Here is a 17192-nt window from a genome sequence, read left to right as displayed (position 1 = left end):
TGGGCAAGCGAAAAGCGAATTAAACACGGGCTCATTAAGAAAAGCTTAACAATCGATTAACAGAACCCTTAAATGCATTGCCAGGAGAAAACTTTTCGCGGTTTTCTTTTCAACCCGCTCTTATGAAATTCAGGTTTATTCTTTTTTGTATTTGGTCAATTGCGTTGTCATGCGTCCTTTCCGAGGTGCGGGGCCAGTCGTACGGGCTTGGTTTCGAGAGCTTTGAAGCGGTGCAGGATAAACGGACGGGCCTCGACCTGAGCCCGGATGGCCCGATTTGCCTGGACGGCGATTTCGAACTCTCATTTGAACTGTCTTTTCTCAGGAATAAGAAGACCTATTTCGGCTATATCGTCCGCGTTATCGGCGACGACCAGCAGAATATCGACCTGATTTACGACAACAGCTCCGTCAAACACGACCATTTCAAGCTCATCATCGGCGAACAGTTCTCTCCCATCGCTTTCGATTTCCAGGGCGACGATCTTTTCGCCAAATGGAACCGCATTACGCTCCGTTTTCAGAAGCAAAAACAACAGATCACCGTCCTGTATGGTAACCGCAATTTCTCACAACCTGTAAAATATGTAACGAAAGGATGCTACAAGATCCTTTTCGGCGCAAACCAGTACAAGGAATTCCGTACGACGGACTTGCCGCCCATGAAGATCCGGCACGTGGAATTGCGTTCGGAAGGCCGCATTGCCTACAATTGGCCATTGAATGAAACGGACGGTTCGAAGGCAACCGAGGAAATCGGGCGAAAAGCAGCGTTGGCGACCAACCCAATCTGGATCAAAAAGCTGCATTATGAATGGAAACTTTTACAAACCGTGACGCTGAAAGGCTACGTCAGAGTGGGGTTTGACGAGAAAAGCAGCAATGTGTTTGTAATAGGGCAGGATTCGCTTGTGCGGTTCAGTCTGGCTGGTAACCGGCTGGTAACCATGCCCTATCAAAGCGGAAAGCAACCGGTGTATGTTGATAATCAGGTGCTTTTTGATCCCGGCAGGAACCGTTTGTATAATATCTTTCTAAACGAAAAGCAGGTCACGGCATTTGACACACTCACCCGCAGCTGGGATAAAAGCGATATCGCCGCCCAGGCCAAGACCTATTACCTGCAGGCGAACAAATTCCTTTCTCCGGCCGATTCTTCTATTTACATGCTGGGCGGCTACGGGCATCTGGCTTATAAAAAGGAAGTGCAGCGCTACCACCTGCCGTCGGGAACATGGCAGCAGATCGCGCTGAAAGACTCCGTCTTTACACCCCGGTACCTTGCCGCGCTGGGGGCTACATCCGGCGGCGCGTATGTAATGGGCGGGTATGGCAGTTCCACAGGCCAGCAAATGCTCAGCCCGCGTAACTGGTACGACTTGTTGTATTTCGACCGTGCCCAACGGAAGTTCAGGAAAATCTACGAGCTGAAAGTACCGAAGGAGGATTTTGTTTTTGGTAACTCAATGATTATCAATGAAAAAGATAGCTCCTACTACGCATTGATATTCCCTAAACATCAGTTCAGTTCCGAGCTGCAATTGATCAAAGGGTCGCTTACCCGTCCGGAATTCAAGCTCGTCGGTTCGAAAGTGCCGTACCAATTCATCGATATCGAGTCTTTTGCCGACCTATTCTATGATAAAGCAAACGGCCGCTTCGTGGCGGTAACGCTCTACCGCGATGCCAATTTGCAGACGAAGGTCGCCATTTATTCGCTTTATGCTCCGCCGCTCGAAACCGTTGCGCCGCAAACGGCTTCAACGGAAAGTTCTGCTGGGCGTAGTTTGTGGATAATCGCCGGGTTGTTCGCTGCGGCATTGCTGGTGTACTGGCTGTACCATTACATGCCGGGGCAATTGGGCAAGCAAAAAGCGACGAAGGCGCCGGTGGTAGGGCCGGTACCGGAGTCGGAGCATACGCCCGCTGCGCACCAGGCATTGGTGGACGACGAAATCGTTGAAAAGGCAGCGCCTTACCAGAGTTGTATTCTACTGTTCGGGAATTTGCAGCTGTATGATGAGGACGGGAATGAGATCACGAAACATTTCAGCCCGTTGGTGAAGGAGTTGTTCCTGGTTATATTACTTTATTCAATCCGCTGGGACGGGATCAGTTCGGAGAAGTTGAAAGAGCTTTTGTGGTTCGACAAACCTTCGGAAAGTGCGCGGAACAACCGGTCGGTAAATATCGCAAAGCTGAAAGCGATCCTCGACAAGATGAAATATTGCCAGGTATCTAAGGAGACCGGTTACTGGAAGATCAAAATCGATTTCGGGAAAATCGAAGTCGATTACATGCATTACCTCACCCTGCTCGGAAACCGGAAGCTGCTTACCAAGCATAGCATTATTGAACTTGCCAGCATTACTAAGCGAGGCAATTTCCTCTCGAATGTAGAATATGAGTGGCTGGATAGCTTCAAATCGGAAATCTCGAATGAGATCGTCGATGCTTACCTGCGTTACGCCGCATCTGTGAAGATCGCCGACGATCCCGAATTCCTCGTGAAACTGGCCAATTATGTTTTTTATTTCGATCCGGTGAATGAAGAGGCGATGATCTTGAAATGCAAAGCATTAGCTCACCTGGGCAAGCATTCGCTGGCGAAAACCACCTTTGAGAACTTCGCCCGGGAGTACAACCGTATTTATGGGGAGGATTTCAGAAAAGACATGCCGGAAGTACTGCATTCTTGATAGCCCGCAGTTAGTGAACGGTATTCTGCTACCACCGGGTTAGGGTATTTTTGTGTTAAAGTTATTGTGTTGATGGATAGGTCAATAGCTCTTTTATAAATATCCGAACTTTCCTATGACAGAACCTCTGCTAAATCTTTGCCGTGAAATGGCCGGGATGTCTGCCGGCGAGCTGGCTATTGTTGAACGTTATTTAAAACCGGTCAGATTGAAACGGAAGCAATTTCTGATCAGGGAAGGAAGGCAGTATGACTTCATCGGTTTCGTGAGCAAAGGTGCCATCCGCCATTTCACCTGGCGCGACGGTGTAGAGAAGACTTGTAACGTCAACTTTGAAAACCAGTTCTTTACAGATTTCGACAGTTTCTATCATGGGACTCCTACAACGAACAATTCTGTGGCACTGGAAGATTCTGTTGTGTTTGTTCTTTCCAAATCAGACCGGGATCTTTTATTGGTCGAATGCCCGGCTTTTGAGCGTTTTTCGAGGATGGTTGGCGAGCGGGCCTTGCAGCAAGCGGCCGAGTGTGCAGCGAGACTTACCTGGGACCGGCCAGAGGATCGGTACCTGCATTTGCTGGAACATGAACCAGATATGACGAGACGTGTTCCGTTGAAGTACCTGGCAAACATGCTGGGCGTCAGTGCCGAAAGTTTGAGCCGTATACGAAAACGGCTGGCAAGCTCCGTGTTTTCTTGACGATCGTCAAGCATTTGCCGGCGACAGGCGGGATACCTTTGTGCCATCGCATGGGAGTTCCTGCGATGTTTACAATTAACTATTCAGCCATTTAAAATGAAAAATGAAATGACTCTTCCCGTGGAGGGCCAGGCGCTTCGCGGCCATGACACCTCCTTGCTATTGAAAACATGGACCCTCAATCACATTTGTGCCAACGTCCTCGGACTGGCCATTTTGCATCCGTTCCTGGCGCACTATTTTACCGGTCCGCACGACAAGGCGCTGACCATGCCGCAACTGATTATGCATAATGTCTCTGTCGTAACTTTTATGGTAATACTGGTTGTATTACAAAATCGGGCGCTTCAATCACGTTTTTCCCTCGGCACGTTTAGAGGATTGAGTTACTTTCTGTTGTTTGTGCCTGCCGCTTTCTGGCTTGGTTATTACACATTGTACATTCCCTTCGATATCATTTTTATGTACGTAGCGATCGGTATTATTGATGCCCGTCTGATAGCCCCGTTACTGCCTAAACCCCGGCAGTGGGCCTGGAAATGTATTCTGTCCTTTCTGCTGGGCGGAATAGCAGGCGCTGCCTGCGGGATCGCGGCTTATTTCGCCGGGCTGAAAGACGCGGGCGGAATGGTAAGAGACTATGGCATGTGGTCGTTGATCAGCGTTACCGCGGCTGTCACTTACACTTCACTCACGAAGCGGGTGTTACGGCAGCAACTAACCGAAATATGCAATTGAGGCATTGCATGAACAAAAAACAGAGACCGCCGAATCGGCGGCCTCTGTTTGAATCACCCTTAACCCTCATAAAAAATGTTACTTTGCTTTGGCGTCGTTCCCTGCGGTGGTGTTTCCCGTTGTACTTCTCCCGATCAACGTTTTTAATTCGTGCAGTTCCTTTTTCAATGCTGTTATTTCCGCTATCTGATTTTTCAAATCCCGGACGGACTCGATCAGATGCGGGATGAGGCCGGTGTAATTGACAGTTTTGAAACCTTCTTCATTTTCTTGAACAAGCTCGGGGAAATGCGCTTCCACTTCCTGAGCAATTACGCCCGTCTGTAATTCCTTCCCTCTTCCTGCGTCGATCCAGTGGTAATGGTAACCGCGCATCTGACTGATGGCGTTGAGGCTGCCTTCGAGGGGAGTGATGTGCTGCTTTAAACGCTTGTCGGAGGAGGCAAAGCCGAGCTGTCCCAATGGCGTCCATGTTTTACCCATGTCATCAACCCAGAATTGCCATGCACCATTTAGATAAAATCCCACTTGTTTGTCCGTCTTCATTCCCATGAAGCCTTCCGGCTTATTTTGGGAGTTGTTCAGATAGAGGCCGGCGGTGTTACCGTCATTCCGTATTCGCATTCTCGATGCAACGTCGAGTCCAAATTCGGGCGCAACGGCTTTCGCGCCAAGACCAATATTTCCATTTCGTAAAACTGTCATGGCATTGGTTCGATTGTTGAGGTCAACCCCATTGCCTATTTGGAAAAGTCGGTCGCCTGGTCCGCCGTTTGGTTGTTCGAATGAGTTGTTAAAAAGCCCGATGGCTACGCTGTGCGGTGCTTTGGCAACAGTATGGTAGCCCAATGAAATGCTGTAATCACCCATCGCGGCCGCTGAATTGCCTATTGCGAACGAATTAGGGTTATAGGCGTAACAAAAGTTTCCGATACTAAACGAATTGGCTTGTACCGCATTTGCATGGTTACCAATCGTGAAAGCTTGATGGCCGGAAGAAACCGAGTAATTCCCCACCGACGCTGCGCCAAATCCACTGGCCTCCGCATCCCACCCAACAGCGACCGAACCCTGGCCTATGTTGCTGTCTTCCCAGGTGCCGTTGGTCAAACCTGCTCGAAATGCTGCTTTTTTAGGGTGCCAGATCAGTCGTGCGCCATTTCCAACGATTGGCAGGTCTGCGCTTAGTTGTCCTTGATCTTTTTGCAGAATAGGGAAATTTTCCCGGAGTTTTCCGGATTCATTGGCATATAGCGAGTAGGGAATGCTGAGCAACTGGCTCATTCCGATGAAGTGAAACTTGCCGTCATTTTCGTCATCGATCTCCGCCTTTAAAAAGAAAATATCGTAGGGCCATGCAATCTTGGAAAGATCTCCACCAGCGGAGCCGACGATAACCGTGAAAAATCCGTTGAAATCGGTCTGCGTTGAATGTATTTCCTGAAAAACTTCGGGACCCAGCACCTGGGTCTGGATAATGCTGATCCGGACGGTAACGGATGAGTTTTGTACGGGTTGGAGGTTGTCGTCCACGGCCAGCCCTTGAAAACTGAATTTGTAAGGAGCTTGCGCGCGGGCAGGATTTAAGCTTAAACCGAGGCAGAGGAGGAAAAACAGCGGAAATCTTTTTAGCATTGTAAAGGCAGGTTAGTAGTTGACATAATTCCACAAAAATGACCGCGTGCGGATTCTGGAACGAATGCGATGAACTACCGGCTTGGATGAAATTTTTTATGGAAAACAAAACAGAGACCTCCAAAATGGCGGCCTCTGAATAAACCCCAGTTAACCCTCAGTAAAAAACCAGCTTTGTCGTTTTGCTGCCGACTGGTGTATCGATTTGTAATAGATATGAGCCGGTATGCGGTAATGTGATCGTATGTTCTGTGCCCGGAGTGTCGAATTGGCCAAGCCTGGTACCGAGCTGGTCGAACAACAGAAGCCGGGTTGTCCGCTCGGGCATTTGTACCCGCACTTTGTTCTCGTGTGACGGATTAGGATAAACGTAAAACCGGTCGAGACTTTCTTTATCTGGAATGACGCAGACGATTTTGCTGTAAGTGTAGGAATCATCGGTGTCTATCTGGCGAAGACGATAGTAGCTTGTCGTCACAAATTCCTGATCGACGAACTGGTAGCTTTTCTCCGTTTTGGAATCAACGGCACCATCCACCCAGCCAAGTAATTCCCAGCTCTTGCCGTCCAGTGACTTCTGTATTTCAAAACCCAGGTTGTTCGTTTCTCCGGCCGTTTTCCAATGCAGCTCGGCAAGGCCAGCAGCGTTCAGCCGTCCCTCGAAACTGATGAGCCTTACCGGCAGAACGGATAAATCTGAAAACGAGTTGAGGCTTCCCAATATCCAGTTGACGCTCACGCCATTGGCCGACCCGGAGCCACTGGCGGCGTAAAGGGCGCCTGGGGAAATGCTTTGGGCGAATAAAGGACATGACAGCGTTCCAGTTACGATGGTTAGAAGCAGTTTTTTCATTTTGCGTGCGATTTACCGATGGCTGATGTGTTCCCCGTCAAAAGACTTTTCAACTCGGCTTCCAGTGTTGTCATCCTTTTGTTGATCTCCCTCACCTCCGCCAGTTCTTTCTTCAATCGAGTAATTTCGTCTGTTCTTTTGTCGAGTTCTTTGACGGCTTCGATGAGGTGCGGGATGAGGCCGATGTAGTTGACGGATTTATAGCCGTTTTCTCCAACTGAGACAAGTTCAGGGAATACTTTTTCAATCTCTTGTGCGACTACGCCGGTTTGCAGGTTTCGGTTAGTTCTGTTGTCTTTCCAATGATAGTTGTAACCCTTGATTTCCCGAAGATTCATCAAGCTATTTTGGATCGGCTTTATATCTTTTTTGAGGCGCTTGTCGGACCAACTTTGAAAACTTGCGGCCGAAACCGTTCCATTTTTGTTCACGATCAAACGCCATCCATTTCCTATGAAGAAACCTATTTCATTATCATTAAGCATCCCGACAAACCCCTCAGTAGTATTTTGGGAATTATTGAAGTAGATACCTGCGGTGTTGCTGCCTCCGTTGTCTTTAATCCTTGCTCGACCTCCTATATCCAAAATATATTCTGGATTTATCGCGTTGTTTCCAATGCCGATATTGCCATTTCTGAGAACGGTTAATGCGTTTGAACGGGCTGCACTGGTGCCATGTCCTACTTGGAATAATCTATCCGTTGCGGCCGCCTGAGCCCCCGGGAAATCACCAGAGTTATTGTAAGTCCCGATTGTCACGCCTCCTACTGCTTTGGCTAATGCTCCTTCGCCCACAGCAAAAGAGCGAACGCCAGAGGCAATTGAATTGCCAAATGAAACTGCGTCCTGGCCGGTAGCTTCGGAGCCGTTTCCAAATGCAAGCGCATTCCCCGCTGTTGCTTTCGAATTGAATCCAAGAGCAACAGCATCCTGACCTGACGATTCGGCTGAATTACCTATGGCTATGGATTTTACGTTAATCGCTTTGCTGTTTAGACCTACCGCGAACGCGCCGTTAGATGACGCTACCGCATTCTCACCGATTGCCGTCGAGGTAGTTCCTGATGCGTTGGCATCATTTCCCGCCGCAAAAGAATAGTCTCCGGATGCCTTTGCCCCGTTTCCCAAGGCGAATGCACCATTGGCGGTAGCTTCTGTGTCTTTTCCAAAACTTGCGGAATTTTCTCCTGACGCAAGAGTCCCATTTCCGGTTGCAAATGAACCAATTCCTATGTTGGCACGATTCCATTTGTTTCCGGCATTTTTTCCTACTCTGAAGGCCGCATTTTTGGGATACCAGATTAGCATGTTGCCATTTGAAACATCAGGCAAGGGAGATCCTAAGCCACTATTTCCGGTTTGAACTATCGGTTCATTGTCGATCCACTTTTTTGAGACGAGAGCAGTATCGGATGTTATCGATTTCGTTGCTTTGGAAGCAAGCAATGAATAAGGAACGCTTAGTAGTTGTGTCGTGCCCAAATCGACAAATGCCGGTAACGCATCGTAATGAATTATAGCTTTCAGGAAATGGAAATTCATTCCCCAGTCGATGTCCCCCAGATTTGTAATAGATCCGATCTGCAAGTTAAAAATTCCATTTGCATTTGTAGTTGTATTATGAGTCTCGCTGAATACGACAGGTCCATTAGCGCTTCCCTGGTGAATATCGAATCCCACCGTAATACTCTTATTCGCTAATATCTTCCCCGTAGCATCCCGCGCCACCCCTTGAAAACTAAACTGCTGCGGCGCCTGTGCCTTAGTGAACTGGGAGATAAGCAGCAGGCTAACCGACAGCAGAGTGACTAATATGTGACGGGGTTTACGGGAAAATGCTTTCCTGATTTTTGAGTTCGAGGTAATCGGGACGGCTTCAATTTGTCCCGATGCGCGAGCGGACAAGTTTTCCATGTGTGTAAATGTTTTGGGTTCGACTTTGTTAATCCGGCCGGAATATCGCTGGGTTTCAAATAGAATGTGGACTACAATGAATTATCGGCATTCGGATAAATAGCCTGCGGTGAAATTCCGGTTTTCCCGGAGCCGCAAATCCCAAGGCGGCAGTAGGTGTCGAAATCGGTAAGTAATCGTTTCCAGCCGCCGGCTAAATATATTTCCGCGTGTCAGGGCCGGCGTCTAAAATTTGGGGACGAGTCTTGCTTAGTCTATCAACCCCCAACCCGCTTTTATGACACAACGTGTGAAATCACCCGTCTGGGCTATTGTATTACTGTTGATTTGTTTGGTTTTACGGCTCTGTGATTCCTTGCTGTTCGGTGAAGGAAGCATGCAGAAAAACTTCCCGCGAAAGCACACTTCGCGGCAGGGGGGCGCAGGGAAGCGGAAGATAATTGTAAAACTGCCGGCTGAGGCGAAAGCCGGGGTAGCGGATTCTGTATCCGGAAATCTCACTTCTTCCGGTAGGAGGCAATCTTCGCGTATAACTCCGCCGGCGAAAACGGCTTACTGATATAATCGTTCATGCCCACTGTAAATGCAATATCCTTAATGTCCATCATAGCCGAAGCGGTAAGCGCGATAATGGGCAGATGCTGATACTTCTTCCCGGGTAGCTGGCGGATGTGCCGCGTGGCTTCGTAGCCATCCATTTCGGGCATCTGGAGGTCCATGAGCACGAGGTCATAATCATGGGCTTGCACTTTTTCGAGCGCTACCAGACCGTTTTCGGCAAGGTCGTATTCTATCTCCCACTGTTTCATAAAGTTCTTCATCAGCAGGACATTGATATTGTTGTCTTCCACGATCAGTAGCTTCATACCTCTCAGGTTGAACTGGTTAGCAGGCGTGCCGTTGCCTTGTTCGGTGAGGTGCTTTTTGCTGACGGGAAAGGATAGGCTGAAATAGAACGCCGACCCTTTGCCGGGTTCGCTCTCGACCTGAATTTTGCTTTGTTGCAGTTCGAGCAGCCGTTTCGTGATCGTCAGGCCGAGGCCCGAACCCCCGTATTTGCGGGTGGTATCTGAAGTGGCCTGGGTAAAGCTATCGAAGATATTTTCGAGTTTGTCAGGCGGGATACCAATACCAGTATCCTCTACCCGGAAATCGATCGTGATGTGTTCGTCCGACTGCTTTGAAACAGAAGCCGAAATGGTCACTTTGCCGCTTTCAGTGAATTTTACGGCATTGCTGACGAGGTTGGTCAGGATCTGGCCCAGCCGGGTGGGATCGCCAACAACCGTGATATTGACGTCGCTTCCCACGTTCAGTTTCAGCATAATGCCCTTTTCATTGGCTTTTTGCAGGACACCGGAGCGAATGTTTTCAAGCAGTGAGAGGACGTTGAAATCCACTTCCTCAAATTCAATCTTTCCGGCTTCAATCTTGCTGAAATCAAGGATGTCGTTGATCAGCGCCAACAGGTTTTCGGCGGAAAATTTAAGGATATTGAGATACTCCATCTGTTCCGGCTTCGGGTCCTGTTGCAGCAGCAAATGGGTGAACCCGATCACTGCGTTCATAGGTGTCCGTATCTCGTGACTCATCGTGGAAAGGAACTGCGTCTTGGCAATGCCCGCCATTTCGGCCTGCTCCTTGGCCTTGATAAGTTCCTGTTCCGTTTTCTTCTGCTCGTCGATGTCCATGATCGCCCCGTAGAGTTTGGTTACCCTGCCGCTGGCGTCGGTAAATGGTTTTCCAATGGCATGAATGAATTTCACCCGACCGTCGGGGAGCACGATACGGAGGTCGAAACTGGCGGGTTCAAGGTGGTTAATCGCGTCGCGGATGTGCGCTTTGTACAGCGGCAGATCTTCGGGGTGGATCATGCTCGAAAAGAGCTCGGTTTGCGGCCCGGGGCTGCCGGGTTCGAGGCCAAAAATGCGGAATGCTTCGTCGGACCAATAGTTCTGGCCAGTCAGCAGGTCGGCTTCCCAACTCCCGCTGTGCGTGAGCTGCTGCGATTCGGCGAGCATGGCCTCGTTGCGGCGAATCAGTTCTTCGGCCCGTTTCCGATGGGTAATATCATGCCACACCACAAGCAGCACCTTCTTGTTGCTGATCATCACCGGATTGAGCGTGACTTCCACAGGGAATTCTTCGCCATCCATTCGCCGATGGATCCATTCGAAGCGGTTGTAGCCGTTTTCATAGGCGAGCCGGTCCATTTCCACCGATTTTTCCGACGAACGCCGACCGTCGGGCTGGAATTCCGGTGAAAAGCGGGCCGGGTGGATGGAGAGCAACTCACTTTTATTCTTGCATAACAGCATTTTTACGGCCGCCTCGTTGCAGTCCACAATGCCGGTTTCATCCAGCAGTAAATGGGCGTCGGTGGAATACTGGAATATCACACTGAGCTTTTCTTCGACAATTTTTCGTTGTGTAAGGTCTTGTAAGACGCCGTCCAGCCTGCCCGGCTGCTCTTGTTGCATGATATCGTCATGAATGTCGCTCACAGAGCCTACCATTCGTTCGGGTTTGCCGTTCTCAAATCGCACATTTCCGCGGCATTCGAAGTAACGGTAGCCATTGTTTTTGGTTTTGAGCCTTACATGAACAAGGTAGGGGACATTGTTTTCAAACTGCTCGCGGATGGCGTCAGCTACAATCTGTTTGTCGTCCGGATGAACCAGTATTTCGGTAAATGGTTTATATCCAGCAGGTATTTCGTCTGGCTCGTATCCCAAAAGCTCGAAAAAGCGGTCCGACCAAACTTGTTTGTCCGTTTTGAATTCCCAGTCCCATAGCCCGGCATTGATACCGGCGATGACCATATCGAGCGATTTGGCGGAGAACTTGGATTGCATGTTGGAAGTATAGAATTAATTCGTATAAAATTAAAACAATTTCCGAATCTCAAAAACGATAAAACAATTTTGCCAACTCTTTTCAGAAATCGATTATTCCGAAAACTTTTTTAGCCGTGGTGCTGGATGTGTTGGTATTTTGCCGTCTCCCGCGTAAATTGGTGGGTATTGAAATGGCGAAAACCTTTATATGAACGCAGAAACGGATGCGTTGCGACAGCGCATTGAAGAACTTGAAGCGGAATTGGACAAGGCCCGGCTGGGGCACACCGGCGGGGGCGACACACTCGCATACATAGAGGAGATGGAAGGGCGTTTCCGCGCCATTGCCGATACGGCCCCCGTGCTGATCTGGCTTTCCGGCCCCGACAAGCTCTGCTATTTCTTCAACAAAGGCTGGCTCGATTTTACCGGCCGCAGCATGGAGCAGGAGGTCGGTAATGGCTGGGCCGAAGGGGTCCATCCTGATGACTTCGACAGATGCCTTGCCATTTATGTTTCACATTTCGACGCACGCAAGGAGTTCAGCATGGATTACCGCTTGCGCAGGCACGACGGCCAATACCGATGGATCTCCGACAAAGGCGTACCGCGCTACACGACAACCGGTACTTTCATCGGTTATGTGGGAGGCTGCATGGATATTCACGACCAGATTATGTTTTCCGAACAGTTGGAGACGCAGGTAGAGGAGCGGACACGGCAGTTGAAACATTCGGAGCAATTTCTGCAATCGATCCTTAACACGGCCGGGAACAGCATCGCGTCCTACAAACCCATACGAAACCCGGCGGGAAAAATCATGGACTTCCGTATTGTGTATTCTAATGAGGACGCATCGGGCGGCCGCACTACACACGGGACGGGCATTGCCGGAAAAACCTGCCGCGAGGTGTATCCGGGTATTTTTAGGAATGGTGTGTTTGAAAAGCTGGTAAAATGTGTGACAACGGGATGCCCGGACAACTATCAGGTCGATGTCAGACGGAATGGGGATATCTATTGGTTCGACGCCTCCATCGAAAAGCTGGAAGACAGCGTGACGGTTACGACCAGGAATATCTCCGAAGAGCTCAAATCCGATCTGAAACTCAAAGACCTGAACCGGCAGCTCAAAATACAGAATTCGATTTTCAAACATTCCGAGGAAAATGCCAATATAGGCAGCTATGCGTGGAATGTGACGACGAACGAGCTCGAATGCTCCGATAATCTTTACAGGCTGATCGGCTACCAACCCCAGGAATTCAACCCGTCTTTTGAGCAGTTTCTGTCATTTCTTCATCCGGATGACCGGCACCAGGCGATCCGCGACGGTATCCGGGCTTATGAAACGAAGGTGATCGTTCAGAACACCTACCGGGTTATTGCCAGAAATGGCGACGTTCGACATTTCAGGCTCAGCGGAAATTTCATCCAGGAGGGGGAGAATCACTTGATGATCGGGGCATTGCAGGACGTGACCAAAGATGGTGAACTCAGCGATGCCCTGCATAAAAAGAACATGGAGCTGCGCCGGAACAACGAAGAACTGGCTTCGTTCAGCTACGTAGCCTCGCACGATTTGCAGGAGCCGCTCCGGAAGATCCGTGCGTTCAGCAGCAGGATCATGGAAAAGGAAGCACAGCATTTTTCCGAAAGTACTAAGGACTATTTCGCACGCATTATCGCCGCGTCTGTACGGATGCAAAAGTTGATAGAGGCGTTGCTGAGCTATTCGGGGACGAGCGGGGTTAATTTCAAATTCGTGGAGGTTGATATTACCAGCATTGTGGATGAAGTAAGAAGCGATCTGGAAGAGCTCATTACAGAGAAAGACGCAACGGTGGAGGTAGAACAACTGCCGGTTTTGCCGGTGATTCCCGTTCAGTTTCACCAGCTATTGCAGAACCTCATCGGCAACGGCATTAAATACAGCAGTCCCGACAGGAGGCCCGTTGTGCGTGTAACACACGAAATCGTTCAAGATGAGAATGGGCAGGGGCCTTTTTGCCGGCTCAGCGTTATCGACAACGGGATAGGGTTCGACCAGCGTTATGAAAACCGCATATTCGACCTTTTTCAAAGGCTTCATGGCAAAAATGAATATGAAGGTACCGGCATTGGTCTCGCTATTTGCAAGAAAATAGCACAGAACCACCATGGCTACATTCTGGCCGAAGGTAAGCCCGGTGTAGGCTCCGTCTTCCATGTTTATATCCCGACAACCCTTGCGCAGTATTGAAATAGTCCAAAAAGTTGGATATGTCGATGTTGGGATTGTAATAATCTGATAATCTGGCATTAAATACTGCCGCCCTGAAAGTTTCTCTTTCAAAACCCTTGCGTTTTAATTTTCAATAAGTTTACTTTGTCTATCATATTTATAGACTATATAAAATGACTTTGCCTGATTAACCACCAGTCCGGCAAAAAGCATTTGTCCAAAATTCGTATCGTACCTATGAAAGCGAAAGATGTACTTCTAATCCAATTTTCGGGGATGCCCGAGAGCATGGTGGTTTCTAATTGTCCTCGTTTCACAGTTCTGTGCTGTTCCTGTTGTTGACCCCCTGACGATATCCTGAATATTCAGTAACCCTGCTGATCGGCATATTAGGCGTATGCAGATCAGAAACTTCCCGCGCATCCGTATGGCCAAGCACCGTCTGCTTGCTGTTACGTATATGCATGAAGGTAAGCCCTCTTGTGCCTAGATTATCCATTTTATTTACCACAAATAATGATCAAACATCTATTCCGCCTGTTCTTGCTGACGGGCTTGGTATTCACAGGTTTTTACCGTGCTGTGGCACAGGACGCCATTACGGGCGTGGTAAAAGACGAATCGGGGCAGGGATTGCCCGGCGCGACGGTAGTCGAGAAAGGTTCCACCAAATACGCTTTGACGGATATCGACGGGAAGTTCAGCATTCCGCCGGCCAAAGAGTTCCCTTTTACATTGCAAATCAGCATTACAGGTTTCCAGCAGCAGGAAATCGAGATTTACGAACAACCTTCCGAAGCCGTAGAAATCGTTTTGAAAACCGCTAACCTGCTCGACGAGGTGGTCGTGGTTGGTTACGGCGAGCAGAAACGGAAAGACATTACGGGTTCCGTCGCTTCGGTGCCTATCGAGATCAAAAGCCAGCCCGTAGCGTCTGTGGAGCGCCTTTTACAAGGTTCCGTCGCAGGCGCAGTGGTAACGCAGACATCCGGGCAGCCGGGTGGGGGCGTAAGCGTGCAGATTCGCGGGAACAACTCCATTACCGCGGGTAGCGACCCATTGTATGTAATCGATGGTTTCCCTGTCAATAACGACTACGGCCTTACCGACGCGGGTGTAACCGATGGTTCGAAAATCAATCCGCTTTCTTCCATTAACACGGCTGATATCGAGAATATCGACGTTTTGAAGGATGCTTCGGCAACAGCGATTTACGGCTCACGCGGCGCGAATGGGGTAGTCATTATCACCACCAAAAGCGGTTCGAAAAACAAGTCATCCATTAACTATGACGCCTACTACGGTTCACAAAAAGTGCTCCGGACTATACCTTTGCTGAATGCAGCGCAATGGTGGCAACTGCGGAAAGATGCGGCAGCCAATTCCGGTAAAACGGCTTCGATTCCCACGATTTCGGGCTATTCGCTGGATACTACCGGCGTGGGTACCGACTGGCAGGACGCCGCATTCCGCAGCGCTTCCATCCAGAGCCACAACCTTTCCATTCTTTCGGGATCAGATAAAACCAAGCTTGCGATCTCAGGTAACTATTTCAAACAGAATGGTATCCTGCAAAATACCGACTTCCGCCGCTTCTCGGCCCGCATTAACCTGGATCATCAATACAGCGACCGACTCCGCATTTTTACCAGTCTGAATGCGAGTAATACCAAAGCTAATGTAGCACCGAGTGCCATTGTAGGAAACCTCCTGCAAACGCCGCCTTCGTTGCCTATTTATCAGGACAATGGCACTTTTGTGGTGAACAGTCCGTTTGAGTCGGCATTGCAAAACCCGATCAACTCATTGTACAACCAGCTGAACGAAACCATTACCAACCGTTTCCTTGGAAATGTCTCGGGGGAATACACCATTGCGGATGGCTTGAAAGCCAAAGTGCTCATCGGAGCCGACGTGGTGGGTAACAAGCAGAACCGCTATCTGCCAAGTACGACTTCGGAGGGGCAGGCATTGAGCGGGGACGCTATCGTAGGTTCCGTTTTTACGGCCAACTGGCTGAACGAGAACACGATTAGCTACGACAAGGAGTTTAACGAAAAGAACAAAATCAATGCAGTGGCAGGTTTTACCGCGCAGGTTTCCCAAACCAAAGGTGCTATTGCCGAAGCCGCGGGTTTCGCAACGGATGCATTTGAGTATAACAACCTCGCGACTGGTATCACCAGCATAGCGCCGCGCTCACTGGCCAACAAATGGTCGCTGGCTTCGTACCTCGGCCGTGTCAACTATATTTTCGACGAGCGTTACCTGTTCACACTCACATTGCGTGCGGATGGTTCCTCCAAATTCGGTAGCGGCAACAAATGGGGTTATTTCCCGTCGGCAGCTATCGGCTGGAATGTGAATGAAGAGAAATTCTTCCAGCGTTTCAAAAAGATCAGCCTTTTGAAACTCAGATTAAGCGCCGGGCAAACTGGTAATCAGAACATTCCTGCGTACCAATCGCTGTCGCAGCTGGCCTATTTCCGCTACAACTTCTCGAACACGACCGTTTCCGGTTTCGCACCGAATACCGTTCCTAACCCGAATCTTGGCTGGGAAAAAACATTCCAGACAGATTTTGGGGTGGATCTCGGTTTGTTCAAAAACCGCATTAACATTATCGCTGATTACTACTACAAGAAAACCACTGACTTGCTCCTGACCCGCACTGTACCCGGTACTTCCGGTCTGTCGGATTTTTATAACGGCCAAGCTTCCGTAGTTTACCAGAACATCGGTGCCGTTTCCAACCAGGGTATTGAGTTGTATATCAATTCAAGAAACACAGAAGGTGCATTCAAATGGAACACCATCTTTATTGTTTCCAAAAACACGAACAAAATCCTAAGCCTCGGCGACGGTGTGGACCAGATCATTCCGGTGATTTCCAACCCGTCTATTGCCAAAGTAGGTTATCCGCTCGGCTCGTTCATCGTATACAAAACCGACGGCATTATCCAGGAAGGCGACGCGCCATTGACCCCGCAGCAAAACAAAAGTCCGGGCGGGCAGAAGTATAAGGATATCAACGGTGATGGCGTGATCACACAGGCGGGCGACCGCGTGGTGATTAAAAACCAGCCCGCGTTGACAGGCGGTATCACCAACACATTCAATTACAAAGGTTTTGACCTGACCATTTTCTTCCAGGCTTCGCTCGGCGGTAAATTGTACAATGCCAACCGCGCTAACCTCGAATTGGGTACCGGCTATGTGAATGGCTCGGATGTGTTGCTCAACCGCTGGACGCCAACCAACACCAATACCGACGTGAAAGCGGCCTACCAGGATCCCGCGATCACGATTTCGGACCGTTTTATCGAAGATGCGACTTACTATCGTCTGAAAAACCTCTCATTCGGCTACACATTCCCGAAAGAGCTGCTTTCGAAACTGCGCATTGAGAACCTCCGTCTGTACGTATCGGCGCAAAACCCAAAAACTTGGACGAAATACACCGGCTTCGATCCCGAGGTCAGCCTGAACGGCCAGTCGCTGATCAACAAGGGTGTTGACCAGGGCGTGTATCCGAATAACAAATCTTACCAGGTGGGTCTGTCCCTCACATTCTGATAACCACCATTCCA

The 17192-nt window shown here is 49.3% G+C and carries 10 protein-coding genes; 5 read left to right on the top strand and 5 right to left on the bottom strand.

Going from position 1 to position 17192, the window contains the following annotated elements; genetic code table 11:
- Nucleotides 1–122 precede the first annotated feature (122 nt).
- From ACTJJJ_RS22125 to ACTJJJ_RS22115, 3 genes are all read left to right on the top strand, one after another.
- A complete protein-coding gene (locus tag ACTJJJ_RS22125; protein ID WP_440703055.1) occupies nt 123–2699 on the top strand; it encodes a galactose oxidase in 2577 nt (858 codons plus the stop codon).
- 115 nt (nt 2700–2814) lie between these two features.
- Nucleotides 2815–3399, top strand: a complete 585-nt coding sequence (locus tag ACTJJJ_RS22120; protein WP_440703054.1) for a Crp/Fnr family transcriptional regulator — start codon at nt 2815–2817, stop codon at nt 3397–3399.
- Nucleotides 3400–3507: 108 nt separating this feature from the next.
- Nucleotides 3508–4137: a hypothetical protein gene (locus ACTJJJ_RS22115; protein ID WP_440703053.1), complete on the top strand. Its 630-nt coding sequence runs from the start codon at nt 3508–3510 to the stop codon at nt 4135–4137.
- Nucleotides 4138–4215: 78 nt separating this feature from the next.
- Here ACTJJJ_RS22115 and ACTJJJ_RS22110 read toward each other — a convergent pair whose 3' ends face one another.
- From ACTJJJ_RS22110 to ACTJJJ_RS22095, 4 genes are all read right to left on the bottom strand, one after another.
- The gene (locus ACTJJJ_RS22110; protein WP_440703052.1) at nt 4216–5772 is read right to left on the bottom strand and encodes a tail fiber domain-containing protein; all 1557 of its coding nucleotides are present in this window, start codon (nt 5770–5772) and stop codon (nt 4216–4218) included.
- 157 nt (nt 5773–5929) lie between these two features.
- Nucleotides 5930–6625, bottom strand: coding sequence for a T9SS type A sorting domain-containing protein (locus ACTJJJ_RS22105; RefSeq protein ID WP_440703051.1), 696 nt, complete (start codon nt 6623–6625; stop codon nt 5930–5932).
- Complete coding sequence (locus tag ACTJJJ_RS22100) at nt 6622–8541, bottom strand: tail fiber domain-containing protein (protein ID WP_440703050.1); 1920 nt, start codon at nt 8539–8541, stop codon at nt 6622–6624. The genes ACTJJJ_RS22105 and ACTJJJ_RS22100 overlap by 4 nt, the downstream gene beginning before the upstream one ends.
- A 497-nt stretch (nt 8542–9038) precedes the next feature.
- Nucleotides 9039–11396 carry a PAS domain-containing protein gene (locus ACTJJJ_RS22095; RefSeq protein ID WP_440703049.1) on the bottom strand — a complete coding sequence of 786 codons (2358 nt, stop codon included), beginning with the start codon at nt 11394–11396 and terminating at the stop codon, nt 9039–9041.
- Nucleotides 11397–11586: 190 nt separating this feature from the next.
- On the opposite strand from ACTJJJ_RS22095, the gene ACTJJJ_RS22090 reads away from it, so the two are divergent.
- On the top strand, nt 11587–13620 hold the full coding sequence (locus ACTJJJ_RS22090; RefSeq protein ID WP_188935688.1) for a PAS domain-containing sensor histidine kinase: 2034 nt from the start codon (nt 11587–11589) through the stop codon (nt 13618–13620).
- A 295-nt stretch (nt 13621–13915) separates the two neighbouring features.
- Here ACTJJJ_RS22090 and ACTJJJ_RS22085 read toward each other — a convergent pair whose 3' ends face one another.
- Nucleotides 13916–14101 (bottom strand): hypothetical protein, encoded by a 186-nt coding sequence (locus ACTJJJ_RS22085; RefSeq protein ID WP_188935682.1) that lies wholly within the window; start codon nt 14099–14101, stop codon nt 13916–13918.
- A 17-nt stretch (nt 14102–14118) separates the two neighbouring features.
- On the opposite strand from ACTJJJ_RS22085, the gene ACTJJJ_RS22080 reads away from it, so the two are divergent.
- Nucleotides 14119–17178, top strand: a complete 3060-nt coding sequence (locus tag ACTJJJ_RS22080; RefSeq protein WP_188935680.1) for a SusC/RagA family TonB-linked outer membrane protein — start codon at nt 14119–14121, stop codon at nt 17176–17178.
- The last annotated feature ends 14 nt before the right edge of the window (nt 17179–17192 follow it).

It is taken from the genome of Dyadobacter sp. 22481, from assembly GCF_052044875.1.
Taxonomy (GTDB): Bacteria; Bacteroidota; Bacteroidia; order Cytophagales; family Spirosomataceae; genus Dyadobacter; species Dyadobacter endophyticus.
The sequence above is the reverse complement of the archived record's forward strand: the minus strand, read 5'-3'. Positions and strand labels throughout refer to the sequence as shown.